Raw genomic sequence first — 22,918 nt, forward strand, 5'->3', positions numbered from 1 at the left:
CCTACCTGGCCCCTACGGTCGCTCCAATCCCCACCTCTTCCGCCAGGAGGCCCCCCGCATGCCTGCCAGAGCCGTCAGAGCTGCAACTCTTTTCGCCACCACCGCACTTGCCGCCGCCACGCTCACGGCCCTCGGGCCGCAGGCCGCCGCCACGCCCCCCGGCGACAAGGACGTCACCGCCGTCCTCTTCGAGTGGAAGTTCGCCTCCGTGGCCGCCGCCTGCACCAACGCGCTCGGGCCCGCCGGGTACGGCTACGTGCAGGTCTCGCCCCCGCAGGAGCACATCCAGGGGCCCCAGTGGTGGACCTCGTACCAGCCCGTCAGCTACAAGATCGCCGGACGGCTCGGCGACCGCACCGCCTTCAAGGCCATGGTCGACACCTGCCACGCCGCCGGTGTGAAGGTCGTCGCCGACTCCGTCATCAACCACATGGCCGCCGGCGACGGCACGGGGACCGGCGGGAGTTCGTACACGAAGTACAACTACCCGGGCGTCTACTCCGGTTCCGACATGGACGACTGCCGGGCCACCATCTCGAACTACCAGGACCGCGCCAACGTCCAGAACTGCGAGCTCGTGCAGCTCGCGGACCTGGACACCGGCGAGGACCACGTGCGGGGCCGGATCGCCGGGTACCTCAACGACCTGCTCTCCCTCGGCGTCGACGGCTTCCGGATCGACGCCGCCAAGCACATGCCCGCCGCCGACCTCGCCAACATCAAGTCCCGGCTGACGAACCCCGGCGTGTACTGGAAGCAGGAGGCGATCCACGGGGCCGGCGAGGCTGTCTCGCCGAGCGAGTACCTCGGGAGCGGGGACGTGCAGGAGTTCCGGTACGCCCGGGACCTCAAGCGGGTCTTCCAGAACGAGAACCTCGCCTACCTGAAGAACTTCGGCGAGGCCTGGGGGCACATGCCCAGTGGCCAGGCCGGGGTCTTCGTCGACAACCACGACACCGAGCGCGTCGGCGACACCCTCAGCTACAAGGACGGCTCCGCCTACACCCTCGCCAGCGTCTTCATGCTGGCCTGGCCCTACGGCTCCCCGGACGTGCACTCCGGCTACGAGTGGACCGACAAGGACGCCGGCCCGCCGAACGGCGGCGCGGTGAACGCCTGTTACGCCGACGGCTGGAAGTGCCAGCACGCCTGGCGGGAGATCTCCTCCATGGTCGGCTTCCGCAACGCGGCCCGCGGCCAGTCCGTCACCAACTGGTGGGACAACGGCGGCGACCAGATCGCCTTCGGGCGCGGCTCCAAGGCGTACGTCGCCCTCAACCACGAGGGCTCGGCCCTCACCCGTACCTTCCAGACCTCCCTTCCCGCCGGCGACTACTGCGACGTCCAGAGCGGGCGCGCGGTCACCGTGGGCGCGGGCGGACAGTTCACCGCCACCCTCGGGGCCGGTACCGCCCTCGCCCTGCACGTGAACGCCCGGACCTGCGCGGGCACCCCGGCCGGACCCGCCGGGGCCTCCTTCGCCGTCAACGCCACCACCGTCCCGGGCCAGAACGTCTACGTCACCGGTGACCGGGCCGAGCTCGGCGCCTGGAACACCGCCGCCGCCCTGAAGCTCGACGCGGCCGGCTACCCGGTCTGGAAGCTCGACGTCACCCTCCCGGCCGGCACGTCCTTCGCGTACAAGTACGTCCGCAAGGACGCCGCCGGCAACGTCACCTGGGAGAGCGGCGCGAACCGCACCGCCACCGTTCCCGCGAGCGGCAAGGTCACGCTGACCGACACCTGGCGCAACTGAGCCGCCGCTCCACCGACCAGGGCCGCCCGGCACCACTCTCCCCGCCACCGCCGGGCGGCCCTCATCCGTGCGACACGTACACAAGGAGACCCGCCTTGATACGCCCTGCCGCAGGAGTGCTCGCCGCCGCCCTGGCCGTGACGCTCCTGCCCGCCCTCCCCGCCGCGGCCGCTGCCGCCGCGAAGCCGCCCGCCCCGCCCTCGGACGCGAAGCTGGCCGCCGAGCCGGCCCGGCACGACCTGACCCGGGAGCAGTTCTACTTCGTGCTCCCGGACCGGTTCGCGAACGGCGACCCGCGCAACGACCGGGGCGGCCTGACCGGCTCCCGCCTGCAGACGGGTCTGGACCCGACGGACAAGGGCTTCTACCAGGGCGGCGACCTCAAGGGGCTCACCGACCGGCTGGACTACATCAAGGGGCTCGGCACCACCGCCATCTGGATGGCGCCGATCTTCAAGAACCAGCCGGTGCAGGGCAAGGGCGACGACGTCTCCGCCGGTTACCACGGTTACTGGATCACCGACTTCACCCAGGTCGACCCGCACTTCGGCACCAACGCCGACCTGGAGCGGCTGATCGACACGGCGCACGGGAAGGGGATGAAGGTCTTCTTCGACGTCATCACCAACCACACCGCCGACGTCGTCGACTACCGGGAGGCGTCCTACTCGTACCTGTCGAAGGGGGCGTTCCCGTACCTGACGAAGGACGGCGTGCCCTTCGACGACAAGGACTATGCGGACGGGAAGGGGAAGTTCCCGAAGGTGGACGGGGAGTCCTTCCCGAGGACCCCCTTCGTGCCGGACGCGAAGAAGAACCTCAAGGTCCCCGCCTGGCTCAACGACCCGGCGATGTACCACAACCGGGGCGACTCCACCTTCGCCGGCGAGTCCTCCGACCAGGGCGACTTCTTCGGCCTCGACGACCTGTGGACCGAGCGTCCCGAGGTGGTCGACGGCATGGAGAAGATCTACGAGAAGTGGGTCAAGGACTTCGGCATCGACGGCTTCCGGATCGACACCGTCAAGCACGTCAACACCGAGTTCTGGACGCAGTGGGCGACCGCCCTCGACGAGTACGCGGCGAAGCGCGGCCGTGACGACTTCTTCATGTTCGGCGAGGTCTACTCCGCCGACACCGCCGTCACCTCCCCGTACGTGACCCGCGGCCGCCTCGACGCCACCCTCGACTTCCCGCTGCAGGACGCGATCCGCGCGTACGCCTCCCAGGGCGCGCCGGCCGGCCGGCTGGCCTCCGTCCTGGGCGACGACTACCGGTACACCACCGACAAGGCCAACGCCTACGAGCAGGTGACCTTCCTCGGCAACCACGACATGGGCCGCTTCGGCACCTTCCTGAAGCAGGACCGGCCGGGCGCGGGGGAGCAGGAGCTGCTGGACCGCTACCGGCTGGCCAACGAGCTGATGTTCCTCTCCCGGGGCAACCCGGTGATCTACTCCGGTGACGAGCAGGGCTTCACGGGCGCGGGCGGCGACAAGGACGCCCGCCAGCCGCTCTTCGCCTCGCAGGTCGCCGACTACCTGGACGACGACCAGCTCGGAACGGTGCGCACGCATGCGAGCGATGCTTACGATCCGGGACACCCGCTCTACAAGCAGATCAGTGCTCTCTCGAAGCTGACGAAGGCACACCCCGCCCTGCGCGACGGCGTCCAGAGCGAACGTTTCTCCGACGGTTCCGCCTACGCCTTCGCCCGCACGGACGGCAAGTCCCGCACCGAGTACCTCGTCGCCGCCAACAACGGCGCCGAATCACGCACCGTGGAGATCGACGCCCCGGCCGGCGCCCAGTACCGCACCCTCTACGGCGGCTCCGCACTGATCCGCGCCTCGGCGGCCGGCAAGCTCACCCTCCCCGTTCCCGCCCTCGGCTCCCTCGTCCTCCAGGCCGTGGCACCCGCCGCCAAGCCCACCGTCAAGCCCACCCTGACCCTGAAGGCCCCCGCCCCCGGCGCCACCGGCACCGTCGAGCTCTCCGCCGACGTCACCGGCGGCGGCCTGAACCGCGTCGTCTTCGCCGCGCAGGCCGGCAACGGCAAGTGGGAGGTCCTCGGTTCCGCCGACCACGCCCCCTACAAGGTCACCCAGCACGTCACCGCCCCGGCCGGCACCGCCCTGCGCTACAAGGCCGTCGTGGTCGACGCCGCCGGCCGCACCGCGAGCGCCCTCGCCGGGTCCGTCGCCGGCCAGACCCCGCCCGCCGGAACCCCCACCGCCACCCAGCGCGACTACGCCGTCGTCCACTACAACCGCCCCGACGGCGACTACACCAACTGGCGGCTCTACGCCTGGGGCGACCTCGCCGACGGCGAGGCCACTCCCTGGCCGGAGGGCCACGGCTTCACCGGCCGCGACGCCTACGGCGCCTTCGCGTACGTCAGGCTGAAGCCCGGCGCCTCCTCTGTCAGCTACCTCGTCATCGACAAGGACGGGAACAAGGACGTCGCCGCCGACCGCACCATCGACGTGACGAAGACCGGCGAGATCTGGCTGGAGCAGGGCAAGGAGCCCGCCCGCACCGACCGCCCGGCCTACCCGCCGCAGGACCAGGCCAAGGCCGTCCTGCACTACCAGCGCCCCGACGGCGCCTACGACGGCTGGGGCCTGCACCTCTGGACCGGCGCCGCGACCCCCACCGACTGGTCCAAGCCGCTGCTCCCCGCCCGTACCGACTCCTACGGCGCGGTCTACGAGGTCCCGCTCGCGGCCGGAGCCACCAGCCTCAGCTACATCCTCCACAAGGGCGACGAGAAGGACCTCCCCTCCGACCAGTCCCTGGACCTGAAGGCCACCGGCCACGAGGTCTGGATGCTGGGCGGAAAGAAGAAGTACCTCCTGCCGCAGCCCGCCGGATCCTCGGCCGCCCTGGACCTCACCAAGTCCCAGGCGGTCTGGATCGACCGTGACACCCTCGCCTGGAACGCCCCCGCGGCCGCCGCCTCCGTACAGCTCCTCGCCTCCCGCGAAGGCGCCGTCAAGGCGGAGAACGGCACCCTGACCGGCCCCGCCCGGTGGCTGCGCCTGGGGGCCCGGACCGAGCTGACCGCCGCCCAGAAGCAGAAGTTCCCGCACCTGGCCGCGTACGGCGCGTACACCGTCGACCCGCGCGACCGCGACCGGGTCCGCGAGGCCCTGCGCGGCCAGCTCGTCGCCAGTGCCCGCGCCGCGAACGGCGCCGTCCTCGCCGCCACCGGCGTCCAGCTCGCCGGCGTCCTGGACGACCTGTACGCGACGACCGCGGCCCTCGGCCCGGTCTTCGAGGACGGCCGCCCCACCCTCTCCGTCTGGGCCCCCACCGCCCAGCAGGTCTCCCTCGAACTCGACGGCCGTACGGTCGCCATGCGCCGCGACGACGCGACCGGCGTCTGGTCGGTGCGCGGCGAGCGCTCCTGGACCGGGAAGCCGTACCGCTACGCCGTCACCGTCTGGGCCCCGACCACCGGGCAGATCGTCCGCAACCTGGTCACCGACCCGTACTCCACCGCCCTCACCACGGACTCCACCCACAGCCTGGCCGTGGACCTGGCCGACCCGAAGCTCGCCCCGCCCGGCTGGAAGGACCTGCGCAAGCCCGCGCCCGTCCCCTTCACCTCCGCGCAGATCCAGGAGCTCCACATCCGCGACTTCTCCGTCGCGGACCGCACCAGCACCCACCCCGGCCAGTACCTGGCCTTCACCGACACCGCCTCGGCGGGCATGCGGCACCTGCGCGACCTGGCCTCCGCCGGAACCTCGTACGTCCACCTCCTCCCGGCCTTCGACATCGGCACCATCCCGGAGAAGCCGGCGGACCGCACCGAGCCCGCCTGCGACCTCACGGTGTACGCGCCGGACTCGCAGGAGCAGCAGGCCTGCGTGGCCGCCGCGGCCGCGAAGGACGCGTACAACTGGGGCTACGACCCGCTGCACTACACCGTCCCCGAGGGCAGCTACGCGAGCGACCCGAACGGCACGGCCCGTACGGTCGAGTTCCGCAGGATGGTCCAGTCCCTGAACGGGTCCGGGCTGCGCACGGTGATGGACGTGGTCTACAACCACACCGTCGCCGCCGGCCAGTCGGACAAGTCCGTCCTCGACCGCATCGTCCCCGGCTACTACCAGCGGCTGCTGGCCGACGGCTCCGTCGCCACCTCCACCTGCTGCGCGAACACCGCCCCGGAGAACGCCATGATGGGCCGGCTCGTCGTGGACTCGGTCGTCACGTGGGCGAAGGAGTACAAGGTCGACGGCTTCCGCTTCGACCTGATGGGCCACCACCCGAAGGCCAACATCCTGGCCGTCCGCAAGGCCCTCGACGGCCTGACCCCCGCCAAGGACGGGGTCGACGGCAAGAAGATCGTGCTCTACGGGGAGGGCTGGAACTTCGGCGAGATCGCCGACGACGCCCGCTTCGTGCAGGCCACGCAGAAGAACATGGCCGGGACCGGCATCGCCACCTTCTCCGACCGGGCGCGCGACGCGGTCCGCGGCGGCGGCCCCTTCGACGAGGACCCGCGCGTCCAGGGCTTCGCCTCGGGCCTGTTCACCAGCCCCAACTCCTCGCCCGCCAACGGCACCCCGGCCGAGCAGAAGGCCCGCCTGCTGCACGCCCAGGACCTGATCAAGGTGGGCCTGTCGGGCAACCTCGCCTCGTACGCCTTCACCGACACCACCGGCCGCCGCACCAAGGGCTCCGAGCTGGACTACAACGGGGCCCCGGCGGGCTACGCGGCCGCCCCCGGTGACGCCCTCGCCTACGCGGACGCCCACGACAACGAGACCCTCGCCGACGCCCTGACCTACAAGCTCCCGCCGGCCACGAGCACCGCGGACAAGGCCCGCATGCAGGTCCTGGCCATGGCGACGGCCACCCTCTCGCAGGGCCCGTCCCTCTCCCAGGCGGGCACGGACCTGCTGCGCTCCAAGTCCCTGGACCGCAACTCCTACGACAGCGGCGACTGGTTCAACGCGATCCAGTGGGACTGCCGCGGCGGCAACGGCTTCGGCCGGGGCCTGCCCCCGGCCGCCGACAACGCCTCGAAGTGGCCCTACGCGAAGCCGCTCCTGACGGGAGCGGCCCCCACCTGCGGGGACATCACCGCCACGGCGGCGGCCCACCGGGACCTGCTGAAGATCCGCACCACCGAGCCGGAGTTCGCCCTCACCACGGCGGAGGCGGTCCAGTCGCGGATGGCCTTCCCCCTCTCGGGCAAGGACGAGACCCCGGGCGTGATCACCATGACCCTGGGCGACCTGGTGGTGGTCTTCAACGCCACCCCCACCGCGCAGCCCCAGCGCGTCCCCGCCCTCGCGGGCACCGCCCACCGGCTGCACCCGGTCCAGGCCGCCGGCTCGGACCCCACGGTCAAGCAGTCCGCCTACGACACCCGGACGGGAGAGTTCACCGCACCGGCCCGCACCGTCTCGGTCTTCACACGAGGATGAGTTCGTCCAGCCGCTTCTCCAGCAGGATCACCCCGTAGGTCCTGCCGTCCTTCCCCTCCTTGTTGGGGAGCTCCCCGACCACCCGGTAGCCCGCACCCCGGTAGTACGCGAGCAGCCGGGGGTTGGTGGAGACGCAGTCCAGCCGTGCCCGCTCCCGTCCGGTCCTGGCGATCCGCCGCTCGGCATGTTCGAGCAGGCGGCGCCCGGCGCCGGCGGGGGCGGCCTCGCGTTCCACCATCAGCCGGTGGACGTACCCGGCCACCGGAGGCTGGACGCCCCAGGCCTCCTCGTCGGACCACCACAGCTCGTACGCCCCGACCACCCGGCCGTCGCAGTCGCCGCCGAGCCACACCTCGCCGTCGCTCATGCGCGCGCGGAAGTGGGCGGCGTCCTTGTCACCGGGCTTCCACTGGTCGATCCCGTGCTTCCGCATCCAGCGGGCGGCCTGGTCGTACAGCCGCACCAGCGTGCCGGCGTCCCTCTCCGCGGCCCGCCGGAACAAGATCCCGTCGTCAATGATCACGCGGGCATTATCGGTGATCGGGCACTGCCGATGATCAAGGGCCCGGAACGAGCGCCCCGAGGCGTCCGACCAGTTCCCCGAACGGTCCGTCGGCCGGCTCGTCGGCCAGGATCCGTACGAGGATCCCCGCCATCTCCGCGTCGTAGGCGGCGCTCACCGCGGCCAGCGCGGCGAAGTCGTGCACCAGCTGCAGTTCCAGTTCGCCCCGCGGAATCCTGCGCCCGTCCAGCCAGATCAGAGCCGTGGACTCGGCGAGCGACACCCAGGACCGCACCACGAGCTCCAGCCGTGCCGGGGGATCCTCCAGGCCGATGCCCAGGTGCGTGAGGATCTGCTCGTACGCCGCCTGCCGGACCTCGTCGATCATCGCGTTGGCCCGGCTGCTGCCGGCCGCCGGACCGCCCCGCATCAGCGCCGAGAAACCCGGCCCGTGGTCGTCGACGAAGGCGAAGAACCGCCCCATCACCCGCAGCAGCCGCGCCCCGAGCGGCCCCTCCCGGGGCTCCACGAACCGCAGCGCCAGCTCGTCGGCCGCCCGTCGCAGCGCGGCCTCGTACAGGCTCAGCTTGCCGGGAAAGTAGTGGTAGACGAGCGGCCGGGATATCCCCGCGGCCGCCGCGATCTCGTCGATCGACACATCGTCGGGCGACCGGTGGCTGAACAGCTCCAGGGCCACCCCGATCAGCTGCTGCCGCCGCTCCTCGACACCCATCCTGCGTCGCACCCCGGTTGTCATGCGGACACCCTACTGGGGAGCATCACAGGTCCAGGACGAGGCGGTCCCCCTTCGCGCGCGAGACGCACAACAGCATCGAGTCCGCCCGCTCCTGGTCCGTGAGCAGCTCGTCGCGGTGGTCCACCGCGCCCGACAGGACGCGGTGTTGGCAGGTCCCGCAGAAACCCTGCTCGCAGGAGTACGGGGTGGCGGGCAGCTCCCGGCGCACCGCGGCCAGGGTGGTCTCGTCCGCCGCGACCTCGACGACCCTTCCCGAGCGGTGGAGTTCGACGGTGAAGGCCTTCGCCGGGCCGGGCGCCGCCGCCGGCGCGAAGCGTTCCAGGTGGACCGCCGCCGGGTCCGGGGCCGCCGCCGTGACGGCCAGCATCAGGGGTTCCGGCCCGCAGCAGTAGACCAGCGTGCCGGGCGGCGCCGCGGCGAGTGGGGTCAGGTCGGGCAGGCCCACCTCGTCTTCGGGATGGACCGTGACCCGGTCGCCGTAGGTCGCGAGGTCGTCCAGGAAGGGCATCGAGTCGAGGGAGCGGCCCGCGTACAGGAGGGTCCAGTCGGCGCCCGCCGCCGCGGCGGCCCGGAGCATCGGCAGGATCGGGGTGATGCCGATGCCGCCCGCGACGAAGAGGTACGAGGGCGCCGGGACCAGCTCGAAGCGGTTGCGCGGCGGGCGCAGCTCCAGCTCGGCGCCCTCGACCAACTGGTCGTGCGCCTCGCGGGAGCCGCCGCGGCCGTCCTCGACCAGCCGGATCGCGATCGCGTACCTGCCGCCGTCCGCCGGGTCGCCGCACAGGGAGTACTGCCGGACCAGCCCCGAGGGCAGGGTGACGTCCACGTGCGCGCCCGGGGTCCACGCCGGGAGGTCCGGGGATTCCAGTGCCAGATGCAGCACGCCCTCGGCCGGCTCCGTACGGGAGACGATCAGTGCGCGCAGCGCACGGCGCGGGGAGTGGCCCGAGACCGGTGTCTCCAGGGCGGGCAGGGGCCAGAGCGGGGACTTGCCGATGCGGCGGTTCAGGGCGCGCCTGGTCACCCAGGCCGCACCGGCCACCGCCGTGACCGCGAGGGCGCGCCTCATGCCCGCGCACCGCCGTTCGCGCCGGGGGAGGAGGCGAGGTAGGCCACCGCCTGGGCCGTCGAGCCCTCCTGGGAGGGGTGGTACGTGCGGGAGAGGTACTTCGGTATGGACTTCAGCATGGCGCCGGTGGACGGCAGGACTCCCTGCTGCCCCGCCCGGAAGAACTGTCCGAAGGAGGCCTTGGAGGCGACCGGTTGCGGGTCGTTCTCCATGAAGAAGCGCACGCCGCGCTGCCACAGGAAGACCAGGGCCGTGAAGGCGGTGGCCCAGGTCCTGGCCCGGCGGCGGTAGTTGCCGTCCACGTGCATGAAGAGGTCGAAGGCCACCGAGCGGTGCTCGACCTCCTCCGCCCCGTGCCAGCGCAGCAGGTCGAGCATGGTCGGGTCGGCGCCGCGCCGGTCCAGGGCGTCGGCGTTCAGCACCCAGTCGCCGAGGAACGCCGTGTAGTGCTCGATCGCCGCGATCATCGCGACCCGCTCCATCAGCCACCAGTGCCGGGCCCTGCCCGGCGGGAGGGTCCGGTCGCCGAGCAGTTTCTCGAACAGCCAGTCCACCTGCGCGGTGTACGGGGTGGGGTCCAGCCCGAGCCGCTTCAGGTGGGGGAGCACGTCGTCGTGCGCGGCGGCGTGCATGGCCTCCTGGCCGATGAAGCCGACCACGTCCGCGCGCAGCCGCTCGTCCTTGATGTGGGGGAGGACCTGCTTGTAGACGTGCACGAACCAGCGCTCGCCCGCGGGGAGCAGCAGGTGCAGCACATTGATCATGTGCCCGGCGAAGGGTTCGCCCGGCAGCCAGTGGAGCGGGGTGTCCTCCCAGCCGAAGGACACGTTCCGGGGCCTCAGGTCCACGTGTTCCGACGCCACGGGGGCGGGCGCGAGCGGCGTATTAGACATGGTGTCAATGTACTGATGGGTACAGGGGGTGAGAAGCCCCCTGCGCCGACTTCTCGCAGGGGGCCGCCGCACGCCGCCGCAGCCGGCCGCACGCAGCCGCCGCAGCCAGCCGCACGCAGTCGGCGCGCCGCCTACCGCCCGGTGTTTCCGCTCGCGAGCGCCCACTCGCGGTTCAGGGCGCCCAGCGGGATCTTGCGCTCGAAGGCGGGCGTGCCGAACAGGGACAGCTGGAGGTGGAGGTTGCCGCTCAGGTCGAATCCGCCGTACAGCGCCCAGGCGCCGCTGACCGAGGTCTTGCCGTCGCTGGACGCGGTCGCCTTGGCGTCGGCCTCGCCGCGCAGGTAGGGGGCGAAGTCTGCGGTGACGCCGACGGCGCCGTAGAGGCCGAGGGACGCCTCGGCGCCGAGCGCGCCCTTGACGCGCCCGGTGGCGGTGACGGCCGCCTGGACCGGCGTGCTCTGGACGTTCGACGTGCTGACCGGAGTCCAGCCCTTGCCGAAGGCGTAGCTGCCGCCGACCTTGAAGTCGCCCTTGACGTCCTGCTGGACGTCGAGGGTCACGCGGCCGTCGGCCTCCACCTGGATGTAGCAGGTCAGGTCGAGGTTGACGACGACCGGAACCGGGCCGACCTGGATGACCGGAGAGCTGTGCAGCTTGGCGAAGGGGATCCGCTTGGGGGCTCCGGTGCTCGCGGCGGCGCGGCCGTGGAGCTTCCACTGCGAGGACCAGTCGCCGCTCATCCCGAGGAAGGCGCCGCGCGGGCCGGCGCCGCCGCCCGGGGTGCCGTCGTACGAGAACTCGACCTGGGGGGCGAGCTGGACGAAGCCGGTCACCGAGGCGCCGGCCGAGGCGGGAGCGTCGGGGGCGGTGTCGACGGAGGCGTCGACGTCGAGCCGCAGGTTCCCGAGCGGCAGCTTCGCACCCTCGGGGCCGAACTTCAGGCCCTGGCTCTTGGCCCAGGAGAAGGTGACGCCCTTCATGAGGGGCTCGACGGTGACCGATGCCGGGTCGACGGGGACCTTGCCGTCGGCCTTGTCGTCGCCCAGGACGGAGTTCAGCGTCGTGGCGGCGGTCTTCACCTCGGTGCCGCGGTCGGTCTTGCCGACCACCTCGGTGACCTTGGCGAGCAGGCCGTTGGGGGCGCCCGGTGCCGGGGCGCTGGCGATGACGTCGCCCGCCGCGACGGGCTTGGCGGCCTCGGGGGACTTGCCCGGGGACGGCGCGCGGGTGGGCCCCTCGGGGGCCGTGGATATGACGGCCCGTCCGCTCTTGCCGTCGTAGGAGGCGACCTTCAGCGAGGACTTCTCGGTCTTGCCCTTGCCGTCGCCCCGGGACACGGCCGCGGGTGTGGGCGAACCCTGCGGCGCCGCGGCCACGTCGAGCTGCTGGGACGTGCCGTCGGCCGACGGGGTGAGGGGGGCGGGGGCGGCCGGTTCGGCGGCGCCGGTGTGGTGTGTCGAGGAGCAGCCGGTGGCGGCGAGCGCGAGGGCGGTCAGGCCGGGGAGCAGGAGGCGTCGGGCGAGCATGCGCACGTGGTTGACCTTCAGGCGGGTGAGGGGTGTGGGGGATTACCGATCGGTAACCGGAATCCGATCATGCCATGTGCACGCTACGGCCGTCATGTCCGGATCCCGCCAACTCCTCGACCGCGCTTGGTCGTTGAATCTTCACCCGCCTCTGTGGCCCGGCCCGTCGCCTCCTCCTGGTGCGTCCCCGCCTAGCGCAGCGTCCCCGCCTTCGTCCCGTCCGTCAGCCTGCCCGACAGGTCCACCTGCGCACCGGCCGGAGCCTTGACCGCCAGCCGGTTGCCGTTCGCCGTCCCGCTCACCCCGCCGCCCGACACCGACAGCGAGGCGAACTGCGCACTGCCCGCCGCCAGGACGTACCACTGGCCCGCCCGCGACTTCCACAGCACGCCCGCCAGCACCCGCGGCTCCCGCGGCCCGCAGGCCGCGGACCCCTCGGACTTGGCCGCCTGCGCCGCCACCGCCGAGCCCGGGGCCAGGAACTGCGCCTGCACCCGGTCCGCCGCGCCCTGCCAGGTCTCGGCCCGCGTGCAGAGCCAGGTCGCCGTGCCGTCGCCCTCCGGCAGCGGCTGCTTCGCGTACGTCCAGGCGTTGACCGTACGGACCCCGTGCGAGCGGACCGAGGGCAGCAGGCAGGCGATCTTCGACCAGTCGCCCAGTTCCGCGGCCTCCGACACGTCCCGCTCGGCGCCCGGCGCGCCCGACGTCAGCCGGGCCGGGGTCAGTTCGCCGAGGTCGGTGATCAGCCGGGTGGTGCCGTCGCCGGTCAGGGACAGGGCGTTCCAGCTCGTACAGCTGCCCGCCGGGGCCGGGCTCGCGACCGGCGGGGTCACCCCGTCCGGAGTCGGCTTCAGCACCGCCGCCGGGCCGCCGGGCTTGAGCAGGTCCCGCAGGGAAGCGCCGGTGACCCAGGGCGCGGTGAGGTAGCGGACGTTGCCGTCGACCCGGCTGAGCACCAGCGCGGTCGCGGTGTCGGCCGAGGCGCCGTCGGTCCGGGCGAAGTCGAGGGCGGCGCCGGCGGTCCCGGAGCGCGGTTCGGCGTAGCGGACCACCCGCAGGCCGTCGTGGAACAGGACCACGACGGCCTGGTCGACGGCGCCCGCGAACAGCAGCTGCGCCGGCCCCATCGGCGGCCCGGCGGGGGATCCCGGGGTGGCCGAGACGACCACGGAGGAGCCGGGCCGGGCCCAGACCGCCAGCGCCCGGCGCAGCAGGGCGGCGTCGTCGGCGCGGTCCCCGCGGGCGGGCCAGGTGGAGAAGTCCGTACGGGAGGACGTGCGCCAGAGCGTGGGCGCGGCCCGGACCAGTTTCCCGGGATCCAGGGCCTGCTCGGCCGCGGCGTTGCGGGAGTAGAGCGGGGCGGCGGCCCCGTCCGAGCCCCAGCCCCCGCCGGGCAGGGCGAGCAGCGCCCCGCACACGGCGAGGGCGGCCGCGGCGGCCAGCGCGGCCCGGCCGAGCCGGCGCCGCCGCAGCAGGTCGGTGGGCCGGGCCTGCAGCACGCACGGGTCGAACTCGGGGGAGGCGAACAGGGCGTCGTTCGCCGGATCCCCGGACTCCGCGACGGCGGCGGCCGGATCCGGCACCCCGGCCTCGTCGAGCACCCGGAACACCTCCGGCTCGGGCAGCCGTTCCAGGGCCCGCAGCACGCAGGCGGCCCGGCCGGGCCCGTCGAGGGTGGCCAGCCACTGGTCGAGGGCGAGCTCCTCGGCCCCGCCCGAGCGGGGGAACAGCCGCAGCCCCCACACCTGGGGGAGCAGCGGCGGGAGCTGCGCGCGCCGGGGCAGCGCCCGGAAGGTCAGCGCAATCCCCGCCTCCAGGGCGGCGCGCAGCACGCGCAGCCGGACGTAGGCGTAACCGGAGTCGTCCGCCCCGGCCCGCTGGCCCGGAACCCCGCCCTGCACGGCCGCCGCGGCCGCCGCCGGGTCCCGCCGCCCGCGCGGCAGCGCCCGCTGGACCAGCGAGTGGGCGGTGAGCACCCGCCGGTTGCGGCCGAGGGCGGGCGGCAGCACCAGATAGGCGAGCCGCACCAGCCGCGGGTAGTGCTCGACGATGGCGGCTTCGGCCTGCTCGACGTCCGGCGGCACGGGAGGCAGGGGGCGGGTGGCGGTATCCGGCGCAGTCACGTTCAGCAGAACGAGCGAATCGTCGGATGGTCACCCGTCCGGAGGGTCTCTCCCCCCGGCCGCCGGGGTGCCGGGGTGCCGAGGTGCCGGGGTGCCGAGGTGCCGGGTCAGGCCACCAGGCGGGCGCGGAGCGCGTCGACGGTCTCGTCGGGGACGCCGAGTCCCTCGCGGACGTACTTCTCCATGGAGCCGTAGCGCGTCTCCACCTCGTCCAGCGCCGCCTCCAGGTAGGAGGGGAACACGCCGATCAGGGCGAGCGCGATGTCCGGGTCGCCGCCGGCCGCGGTGAAACCTTCGATCATCGGGGCGAAGGCCTGCTTGACCGCGGGGTTGACGGAGAGGTATTCGGCCATCAGGGTCTCGTCGTCCGCGCCGAGCAGCGCCAGGATGACCGTCGCGCCCCAGCCGGTGCGGTCCTTGCCGGCCGTGCAGTGGAAGAGCAGCGGGCCCGCCGTGGGGTCGGCGGCCTCGGTGAGCAGCATCCGGTACGCGGCCTGCGCGGAGACGGAGTGCACGAAGGACCGGTAGGTGTCGGCGAACAGGGCCTGGGCCTTGCCCCCGCCCAGGTGCTCCTCGGCCACCACCGGGTCGGACAGCAGGTCCTTGAGCTGCGCCGCGGCGGGCTTCTTGCCGGCCTCCCTCAGCTTGTCCGCGAGGACGTCGCCGATCAGCAGCCGGGCTCCGCCGGGTATCCGGTCGGGGTGGTCGGCGCGCTCGGCGTCGGTGCGGAAGTCGATGACGGTCCGCACGCCCAGCGCGGCCATCGCCGGATCGGCGTCGAGGTCGAGCCGGTCGAGCTGGCCGGAGCGCAGCACCAGGCCCGGGCGGACGGTGCGGCCGCCGGGGAGCGGGGTGCCACCGAGGTCGCGGAGGTTGGCGACGGTGGTGGAGGGAGTGACGGTCATCGGGGCGGCTCCAGCGGTACGGCCATGCGGCGATTCAGGCAATTTTCTGATGTTTCGTTCCGGAAAGACAATCGAGGGCCAGCGAGACCCCGATGCCGATCCCGAGCGCGGCCAGGTGTCCGGCGTCGGTGAAGGTCCGGCCGCGCTTCAGTACGGGCGCCGCGGCGAGCGCGAGCAGGCCGGCCCGGGCGGCGGTGCGGACCGCCCCGCGCGGCAGGGCCGAGGTCAGTGCGCCGAGCACGGCGTTGAAGCCGTAGCTCGTCCCCACGTCCAGGGCGCGCCGGGTTCCCGGATCGGTCGTCCTGCACAGGACGCCGTACACGAGGAGGGTCGCCGTGGCGTGCCCGAACAGGAACACCGCGGCCGTCCACCAGGCGCCGTACGCGTACTCGGCGTACCCGAGGACCGCGACGAGCAGCAGGGCGTAGGGCAGGGGCATCGGCTCCTCGACGACGACGGCGCTGCTCAGCAGCGTCTCCCAGCGCCCGGCGGCGAGGTTGTCGACGTTCGTCGAGCAGGTGCGGAGCAGCCGCTCCCGCTCCGCCGCCCCCATCCGTTCCAGGGCGTACGCCCCGAGCTGGACTCCGCCGGCGTACACCGCTCCCAGTGGAATTGGATTCACGCTGCCATGATCGGATACCGCCCTCTGGCGGGCACCACCGGGCCCCGTGCGAACATGTCCCGGCCATGTCTGAGAAATCCGCGCCCCTGCGCGCCACGCGGGCCGCGATATTCGCGGCGATGTGCGTGGCTTTGGGTGCGGTGGGGCATTCGTACATGTCCGGCGCGGATGTTCCCCTGGCAGGCCTTCTGAGTGCTTTCGCGGTGACCGGCGGGCTCGCCTGGCTCGCCGCCGGGCGGCGGCGCGGGCCCGTGGGGATCACCGCGGCCGTGCTCGCCGTCCAGGGGGTGCTGCACCTCGTCTTCTCGGGGAGCCGGGCCGCGGGGCACGTCGCCGTCGCCCCCGCGGCGGCGGAGGGGCACCACCACATGGCCGAATTCGGAGCCGGGTCCGGGGCGGGCGACGCGATGGCGTCCGGCACCCCTGGTGTGGCACACGCGGCGAGCACGGCGGACGTGGCGGGGATGCCCGACGCGGCCGGGATGGCCGATGCCGCCGGGTTCGCCGATGCGGCCGGGTTCCCCGACGTCGCCGGGATGGCCGATGCCGCCGGGATGGCCGACATGGCGCGCATGGCCGGGATGGCCGCCGACGGCGGCGTCGGGATGATCGCCGCGCACCTGCTCGCCGGACTGCTCTGCGCCGGCTGGCTGGCGCGCGGCGAGGCCGCCGTCTTCCGGCTGGCCCGGGTCCTGGGCGCCGCCGCACTGCACGCGGCCCGGCCGCTCGCCCGCGCACTCGCCCTGGTGCGGGCGCGGGTGGCCGCTGTACCGGCCCCGCCCGCCGTCCCCGCCCCCTGCGAGCGGCCGCGCCGCCTGCGCGGAGCCGTGCACGCCCATGCCGTGGTGCGCCGCGGGCCGCCCGGATCCGGCCCGTTCCCCCGCTTCACGGCCCCCGGCCGTCCTGCTCGCGCCTGACCAGGCGCCCCCTCGGAAAGAGGGGTGGCGAGACCTGGGGCCGATGTCCCCATGCCTTCGCCGACACCGAGGAACCACCATGTCTCTTGACGAGGTTCAGGACGTCCGGACCCCGGACGCCGACCCATCCGGCATACCCAAGAGCCGCGGCGGCTGGGCCGCCCTGCGGCCGCTGCTCCTGCGCATGCACTTCTACGCGGGCCTGCTCATCGCCCCGCTGCTCTTCCTCGCCTCCGCCACCGGGCTGCTCTACGCGGCTTCCTGGCAGGCCGAGAAGATCGTCTACTCCGACGAGCTGACCGTCGCCCGCGTCGGCGAGAGCGTCCTGCCGCTCAGCGCCCAGGTCGAGGCGGCCAAGGGAGCCGCCCCCGAGGGCTCGGTCGTGTCCGTGTGGCCGGCCCCCGACGCCGAGGCCACCACCCGGGTGATCATGGAGAGCGAGGGGCTCCCGGAGGGCGAGACCCTCACCGTGTTCGTCGATCCGTATACGGCCGAGGTCCGCGGGCAGATCGAAACCGTCGGTGACGCGCTGCCCCTGCGCGCCTGGCTGAGCGAGTTCCACTCCAGCCTCCAGCTCGGGGAGTTCGGCCGGAACTACAGCGAACTCGCCGCGAGCTGGATGTGGGTGGTCGCGCTCGGCGGGCTCGCCCTGTGGATCGGCCGCCGCCGCAAGCGGAAGTCGGAGCTGCTCCTCCCGGACCGCAAGGCCACCGGCCGCCGCCGCACCCTGTCCTGGCACGGGGCCGTCGGCCTGTGGGCCGTCGCCGGGCTCGTCGTCCTCTCCGCCACCGGCCTGACCTGGTCGAAGTACGCCGGCGAGAACATCGGGGTGCTCCAGGACAGCCTCGGCGGGGCCACCCCGGCCGTCTCCGCCAAGCTGAATCCGGGGGCGGAGTCCGGCGCCGACGAACACGCGGGCCACACCATGCCCGAGGGCACGCAGATGCCCGCCCCCGCGCCCACGGCCGACGTCGGCCTCGACCGGGCCGTGGACGCCGCCCGGGACGCCGGAGTCACCGAGGCGATCCGCGTGACCCTGCCCGCCAAGGGCAAGGGCTACGTGATCAAGGAGCAGGACAAGCAGGTGCCGGTGCACTTCGACGCGGTCGCGGTCGACCCCGCGGGCGGCCGGGTCATCGACGAACTGCGCTTCGCCGACTACCCCCTGCTCGCCAAGATGACCCGCTTCGGCATCGACCTGCACATGGGCCAGACCTTCGGGCTCGCCAACCAGATCGTGCTGGCCGCGCTCGCCGTCGCCGTGATGTTCCTCGTCTTCTGGGGCTACCGCATGTGGTGGCTGCGCCGGCCGACGAAGGACCGCAAGCTGTCCGTGGGCCGTGCGCAGCCGCGCGGCGCCTGGCGGAAGCTGCCGGTGACCACGCTGCTGCCGCTGGCCGCGGTGACGGCCGTGGTCGGCTGGTTCATCCCGCTGCTCGGGATCAGCCTGGTCGTCTTCCTCGTGGTCGACGTCCTGCTGGGCTTCGTCGCGGGCCGGCGCGCCAAGGCCGCCTCGGCCGCCTGAGCCGCCGCGGCCGCCTGAACCTCTGACCCATGCGGGCCCGTACTCCACCCGGGAGTACGGGCCCGCATGCGTACGGTCGACAAGGCAGGGCCGATCAGGGCGCGTACTTGTAGCCCACCCGGCGCACCGTCTGGATCGCACCGCGGTGGGACGCGCCCAGCTTGCGGCGCAGACGGGCGATGTGGACGTCCACGGTCCGGCCGTCGCCGATGTGGCCGTAACCCCAGACCGTGGTGACCAGCTGGTCCCGGCTGTGCACCCGGTGCGGGTGCTGCACCAGATGGGCCAGCAGCTCGAACTCCAGGTACGTCAGGTCGAGCACCCGGCCGTCGACCTCGGCGGTGCGCTGCGCCGAGTCGATGCGGACCAGGGCGTCGCCCGCCACGGCCGTCGCCGCCGGGACCGGGGCGGGCGCGAGCGGGGCGGCCACGGTGTGCGGGGCGAAGCCGATCGGCGGCTGCTGGTCGGCCGGTACGAGCACCAGGTAGCCGACCATCGGCGGCTGCCCCGGGAGCGTCGGGAGGGTGTGCTGGGGCGCGGGCAGCCAGGTGGCCCCGGGCGGGAGCAGGTCCACGACCCGGGCCACCTCGTCCCGGTCCACGGATCGCAGCCGGTGGCGCGGATGGGGCGGATAGGTCAGGGAGGCGGTCGCAGCGGAGGCGGAGGCGAGGGAACGGGTGTTCGCCATGAGTGGTCAGCTCTTTCACGCGGAGTCGTCGGCAGGGAGACGTACGTACGTCATCGATGTCGCACCGCGCAGACCGAAGGCCTGGGGGAAGGTCGGAAGGAGATCCCGGAGGCTTTAGAGGGCCGGCGCGTTCTTCGCGCGGCAACACTCCCGGTCGTAGTCGTGATCCTGACGGGAGGGCCAGAACGGCTCGAGGTCGCTGCGACCTGACGAGGTGTGCGAATGGCTGGCCATGGCCCCATTCAAGCAGATGTCCTCCCTCCCGGGCAGGACGCGTCTCATATCATGGATCGGAATCTCATATTCCGTCCCAGGCACCTTCCAAACCAGGACAATCCATCAACCCCCCGGCCGCTTCCGCCAGTCCAGCCCGACCACCCGTATCGCATCGTGGGCAGAACCGTCCCACCAGCCCGGCCTGCCCCTACTCCTCCGGGAGGTCCAGGCGCTGCCAGGCCGGGCCGAGGTCCCAGGCCTTCTCCTGACGGGCCCAGCGGGCCATGACCTCGACGACGTCGGCCGCCGCGGGCAGGTACGCCTGGAAGTGGCGGTCCGCGGAACCGTCCCGGTGCTCCAGCTGGTAGTCGTCCCCCTCGTCGTGCCACACCTGTATGTAGACGTCCGGGTCCGCGGTGAGCCGCTCGACGATGACGAAGTGGTCGCCGTCGGCGCCGATGCGCTCCACGAGTTGGGACAGCATGCCGAGCGCGGGCCGTTCGTAGGACTCGCCGCGTTCCGTCTCGATCCTGATCGCCATCATGCGCACACCGTGGCACGCGGCACTGACAACGCCCGCCGGGCCTGTGGGGGCTCGGCGGGCGTGGGGGGCGGGCTCGGGGTGACCGGTCGGTCAGACCAGGTCGTCCTTCTCCAGGCCGGTGCAGCAGGTGTCCGTGATGAGGCGGGTCACGACGTACGGGTCCACGTTCGCGTTCGGGCGGCGGTCCTCGATGTAGCCCTTGCCGTCCTTCTCCACCTGCCACGGGATGCGGACCGAGGCGCCGCGGTCCGAGACGCCGTAGCTGAACTCGTTCCAGGGGGCGGTCTCGTGCAGACCCGTCAGGCGCTCGTCGATGCCGGCGCCGTAGTTCTTCACGTGGTCGAGCGGCTTGCTGCCCTCGCCCAGCGCCTCGCACGCGGAGATGATCGCGCGGTAGTCCTCGCGCATCGCCTTCGTGGAGAAGTTGGTGTGCGCGCCCGCGCCGTTCCAGTCGCCCTTGACCGGCTTCGGGTTCAGCGTCGCGGAGACGTTGAAGTCCTCGGCGGTGCGGTAGAGCAGCCAGCGCGCGATCCACAGCTGGTCGGAGACCTCCAGCGGGCCGACGGGGCCGACCTGGAACTCCCACTGGCCGGGCATGACCTCGGCGTTGATGCCGGAGATGCTCAGGCCCGCCGCGAGGCAGTGGTCCAGGTGCTTCTCGACGATGTCGCGGCCGAAGATCTCGTCCGAGCCGACGCCGCAGTAGTAGCCGCCCTGCGCCGCCGGGAAGCCGTTCACCGGGAAACCGAGCGGGCGGGTGCCGTCGAAGAAGGTGTACTCCTGCTCGATGCCGAAGATCGGCTCCTGAGCGGCGAACTTCTCGGCGACCGGACGCAGCAGCGCGCGGGTGTTCGACTCGTGCGGGGTCATGTCGATGTTCAGGACCTCGCACAGCACGAGGACGTTGTCCCCGCCGCGGATCGGGTCCGGGCAGGAGAACACCGGGTTGAGCACGCGGTCGGAGGCGTGGCCCTCGGCCTGGTTGGTGCTCGATCCGTCGAAGCCCCAGATCGGCAGCGCGTCGCCGTCCGCCAGGATCTTCGTCTTGGAGCGAAGCTTCGCCGTCGGCTCGGTGCCGTCGATCCAGATGTACTCAGCCTTGTAGCTCACGGGCCCCATCCTCAGACTCTGCGGGTGCTGCTGGTCGCTGCTTCATCGCTGCGGTGATGACCGCAGCGTGCCCGGCCGCGATTTCCCTTCCGTTGCCCGTGTGTGAACCCCGTGTTACCGAGGTTTACACCGCAGGTCGGGTGGGCTGTGCGGGGCGCCAGCGGGTTGATGGCGGAGCGCCCGTCCGGGTGGGGCAGACTGAACGCGTGAGCATTTCGTCTGATTTGAACCCCACCGGAGACCCCCGACCGCGGGTCGGGCTGCTGGGCACGGGCCCCTGGGCCCACCGCACCCACGCGCCCGCCCTCGCCGCACACCCCGGCTCCGACTTCGTCGGAGTGTGGGGGCGGCGGCCCGAAGCCGCGGCCGAGCTGGCCCGCGCGTACGACCTGAAGGTGTACGAAGACCCCGACGAGCTGTTCGCCGAGTGTGACGTCGTGGCCTTCGCCCTGCCGCCCGACGTCCAGGCCCCGCTCGCCGTGCGCGCGGCCGCCGCCGGCTGCCACCTGCTGCTCGACAAGCCCGTCGCGACGACGGTCGAGGACGCCCGGGCCGTCGCCGGCGCGGCCGCCCGCCACGGGGTCGCCTCCGTCGTCTTCCTGACCCTGCGCTTCGCCGAGCCCACCGCCGGCTGGGTCGCGGAACAGGCCGGACGCTCCGGCTGGTTCACCGCGGCCGCGCACTGGCTCGGTGCCGTCTTCCCGCCCGACGGCACGCCCAGCGCCTACGCCGACTCGCCCTGGCGCAAGGCCAAGGGCGGGCTGTGGGACGTAGGCCCGCACGCCCTCTCCGTGCTGGTCCCGGTCCTCGGCGACGTCACCGAGGTCAGCGCCACCCGCGGCCCCTCCGACGTGGTCCAGCTGGCACTGCGGCACGCCTCCGGCGCGGCCAGCACCGCCGTCCTCAGCCTGGGCGCACCGCGCGCCGCCGCGGGTGTGGGCCTGGAACTGCGCGGCACCGAGGGCGTGTACGAGCTGCCCGGCTGGAGCGACGTACCGGGCGCCTACGGCCGCGCCCTGGACGCGCTGCTCACCGCGGCCCGTACGGGCGTGCCGGATCTTCGCGGAGCGGAGTTCGGGGCCCGGCTGACGGAGATCCTCGCGGAGGCGGAGGCGCAGCTCCCCGGGTGAGGTGAGGGCCGCGTCACTTGATGACCGCTTACTTGATGACCGCGCTACTTGATGACCGCGTTCGCCACGATGATGGCCAGGCCGATGGTGGCGTCGGCCAGGCCGATCAGCAGGGCGGAGGTCATCCGGTAGCCCACGCGGAGCGCCACGACCGAACCCCACGCGAACAGCAGCGCGGTGTTCAGGCCGAGGCCGACGGCGGTCACCCCGTACGAGTCCCAGTCGACGATCCCCGAGACGACCAGCAGCAGGACGGTGGGGAGGGTGGCCGCGATCATCGGCCACTCGTGCCACAGCGCCAGGACCAGCAGCCGCCACCGGTGCGAGGCGGAGTCCTGCTGGTGGGAGGCCATGTGGTGCGCGTAGCCGTGTGCGAGTGCGGCGGTGGCCGCCGTGACGAGCACCCAGCTGGCGTCGTAGAACGGGGTGAAGTCCCCGCCCTTCTGGTCCAGTGCGGCCAGCAGCCCGCTGGCCAGGACCGTCCCGTACACCCCGCCGAACATCCAGTCGGCCCCCCGCCGCCGCGGCGCGACCGGAGCTACGCCGGGGCTGGTCTGGGGCTGCTGCTGCTCGTTCACGACGGGTCCCTTGGTGTGTTTCGTCCATTTTTGGTACGGATGCCACCCTACGAGGTGCGAGGTGGGGGCGAGATGAAGGCCGTGGCGGCCGCCCCCGCGAACACGGCGTGGGTGGCCGTCAGGAAGCGCCGCACGGTGTCCCGTTCGGCGGGATCGAAGTCGTCGAGCACCTGGAGCACCTCGTCGATCAGGGGGCCGAAGAACTCCCGGCCCAGGCGGATCGCCGCCGGCTCCACGCGCAGCAGGATCCGCCGCCGGTCGCGCTCGTCGCGGAACCGGGCCACGTGGCCGAGCCGTTCCAGCCGGTCGATCACGGAGGTGGTGCCCGCGGAATTGAGACCGAGCCGGGCGCCGAGCAGGCCGGCCGTGGCCGGTTCGTCCGCGCGGGCCGCGTCGAGCAGGCAGATCAGGGCCCGCACGTCGGTGGCGTGCATGCCGTTGCGGGCGGCGAACTCCGCCTGGCGCAGGCCGAACTCGACGGTCACCGCCCGCAGGAGATGCACCAGCCGCAGGTTGTCGGGTTCCCGGGTGCCGGGTTCCTGGTTGTCGTCCACATCGCCTCCGCCTAGGATCTCTCGCTGAGCGAGATTATCGCCCAGCGAGACATCGGAGC

The 22,918-nt window shown here is 72.8% G+C and carries 18 protein-coding genes; 5 read left to right on the plus strand and 13 right to left on the minus strand.

Annotated elements, in window-relative coordinates; genetic code table 11:
- The first annotated feature begins 58 nt into the window (after window positions 1-58).
- Both RIU97_RS28535 and pulA read left to right on the plus strand, forming a co-directional pair.
- Window positions 59-1,756: a carbohydrate-binding module family 20 domain-containing protein gene (locus RIU97_RS28535; RefSeq protein WP_404960442.1), complete on the plus strand. Its 1,698-nt coding sequence runs from the start codon at window positions 59-61 to the stop codon at window positions 1,754-1,756.
- A 95-nt stretch (window positions 1,757-1,851) separates the two neighbouring features.
- Window positions 1,852-7,200 (plus strand): pullulanase-type alpha-1,6-glucosidase, encoded by a 5,349-nt coding sequence (gene pulA / locus RIU97_RS28540; RefSeq protein ID WP_404960443.1) that lies wholly within the window; start codon window positions 1,852-1,854, stop codon window positions 7,198-7,200.
- Here pulA and RIU97_RS28545 read toward each other — a convergent pair.
- The 8 genes from RIU97_RS28545 to RIU97_RS28580 form a co-directional block, all read right to left on the minus strand.
- A complete protein-coding gene (locus tag RIU97_RS28545; RefSeq protein WP_404960444.1) occupies window positions 7,187-7,723 on the minus strand; it encodes a GNAT family N-acetyltransferase in 537 nt (178 codons plus the stop codon). The genes pulA and RIU97_RS28545 overlap by 14 nt on opposite strands.
- Before the next feature lie 34 nt (window positions 7,724-7,757).
- Complete coding sequence (locus tag RIU97_RS28550) at window positions 7,758-8,459, minus strand: TetR/AcrR family transcriptional regulator (protein ID WP_404960445.1); 702 nt, start codon at window positions 8,457-8,459, stop codon at window positions 7,758-7,760.
- Between the two features lie 22 nt (window positions 8,460-8,481).
- Entirely contained in the window at window positions 8,482-9,528 is a 1,047-nt protein-coding gene (locus tag RIU97_RS28555) for a PDR/VanB family oxidoreductase (protein ID WP_404960446.1), read from the minus strand.
- Entirely contained in the window at window positions 9,525-10,421 is an 897-nt protein-coding gene (locus tag RIU97_RS28560; RefSeq protein ID WP_404960447.1) for a metal-dependent hydrolase, read from the minus strand. The genes RIU97_RS28555 and RIU97_RS28560 overlap by 4 nt, the downstream gene beginning before the upstream one ends.
- Before the next feature lie 131 nt (window positions 10,422-10,552).
- On the minus strand, window positions 10,553-11,953 hold the full coding sequence (locus RIU97_RS28565; protein ID WP_404960448.1) for a hypothetical protein: 1,401 nt from the start codon (window positions 11,951-11,953) through the stop codon (window positions 10,553-10,555).
- 185 nt (window positions 11,954-12,138) lie between these two features.
- The gene (locus RIU97_RS28570) at window positions 12,139-14,070 is read right to left on the minus strand and encodes a hypothetical protein (protein ID WP_404960449.1); all 1,932 of its coding nucleotides are present in this window, start codon (window positions 14,068-14,070) and stop codon (window positions 12,139-12,141) included.
- Between the two features lie 107 nt (window positions 14,071-14,177).
- Entirely contained in the window at window positions 14,178-14,975 is a 798-nt protein-coding gene (locus tag RIU97_RS28575) for a tyrosine-protein phosphatase (protein WP_404960450.1), read from the minus strand.
- Between the two features lie 34 nt (window positions 14,976-15,009).
- Window positions 15,010-15,597, minus strand: coding sequence for a rhomboid-like protein (locus RIU97_RS28580; protein ID WP_404960451.1), 588 nt, complete (start codon window positions 15,595-15,597; stop codon window positions 15,010-15,012).
- Window positions 15,598-15,662: 65 nt separating this feature from the next.
- Here RIU97_RS28580 and RIU97_RS28585 point away from each other — a divergent pair, with 65 nt between their 5' ends.
- Window positions 15,663-16,514, plus strand: coding sequence for a hypothetical protein (locus tag RIU97_RS28585; RefSeq protein ID WP_404960452.1), 852 nt, complete (start codon window positions 15,663-15,665; stop codon window positions 16,512-16,514).
- 79 nt (window positions 16,515-16,593) lie between these two features.
- Window positions 16,594-18,039 (plus strand): PepSY-associated TM helix domain-containing protein, encoded by a 1,446-nt coding sequence (locus RIU97_RS28590; RefSeq protein ID WP_404960453.1) that lies wholly within the window; start codon window positions 16,594-16,596, stop codon window positions 18,037-18,039.
- A gap of 94 nt (window positions 18,040-18,133) precedes the next feature.
- Here RIU97_RS28590 and RIU97_RS28595 read toward each other — a convergent pair whose 3' ends face one another.
- The 3 genes from RIU97_RS28595 to glnII form a co-directional block, all read right to left on the minus strand.
- Window positions 18,134-18,727: a winged helix-turn-helix domain-containing protein gene (locus tag RIU97_RS28595; protein WP_404960454.1), complete on the minus strand. Its 594-nt coding sequence runs from the start codon at window positions 18,725-18,727 to the stop codon at window positions 18,134-18,136.
- A gap of 424 nt (window positions 18,728-19,151) precedes the next feature.
- Complete coding sequence (locus RIU97_RS28600) at window positions 19,152-19,487, minus strand: hypothetical protein (protein WP_404960455.1); 336 nt, start codon at window positions 19,485-19,487, stop codon at window positions 19,152-19,154.
- Between the two features lie 90 nt (window positions 19,488-19,577).
- Entirely contained in the window at window positions 19,578-20,597 is a 1,020-nt protein-coding gene (glnII, locus tag RIU97_RS28605; RefSeq protein WP_404960456.1) for a glutamine synthetase, read from the minus strand.
- A gap of 212 nt (window positions 20,598-20,809) precedes the next feature.
- Between glnII and RIU97_RS28610 the strand changes: the two genes are divergently transcribed.
- Entirely contained in the window at window positions 20,810-21,727 is a 918-nt protein-coding gene (locus RIU97_RS28610) for a Gfo/Idh/MocA family protein (RefSeq protein ID WP_404962972.1), read from the plus strand.
- Between the two features lie 44 nt (window positions 21,728-21,771).
- Here the strand turns inward: RIU97_RS28610 and RIU97_RS28615 are convergent, their stop codons facing one another.
- Both RIU97_RS28615 and RIU97_RS28620 read right to left on the minus strand, forming a co-directional pair.
- On the minus strand, window positions 21,772-22,305 hold the full coding sequence (locus tag RIU97_RS28615) for a hypothetical protein (protein ID WP_404960457.1): 534 nt from the start codon (window positions 22,303-22,305) through the stop codon (window positions 21,772-21,774).
- A 47-nt stretch (window positions 22,306-22,352) separates the two neighbouring features.
- On the minus strand, window positions 22,353-22,859 hold the full coding sequence (locus RIU97_RS28620; RefSeq protein WP_404960458.1) for a MarR family winged helix-turn-helix transcriptional regulator: 507 nt from the start codon (window positions 22,857-22,859) through the stop codon (window positions 22,353-22,355).
- Between the last annotated feature and the right edge of the window lie 59 nt (window positions 22,860-22,918).

The sequence above is a fragment of the Streptomyces sp. 147326 genome (genome assembly GCF_045000215.1).
Lineage (GTDB): Bacteria > Actinomycetota > Actinomycetes > Streptomycetales > Streptomycetaceae > Streptomyces.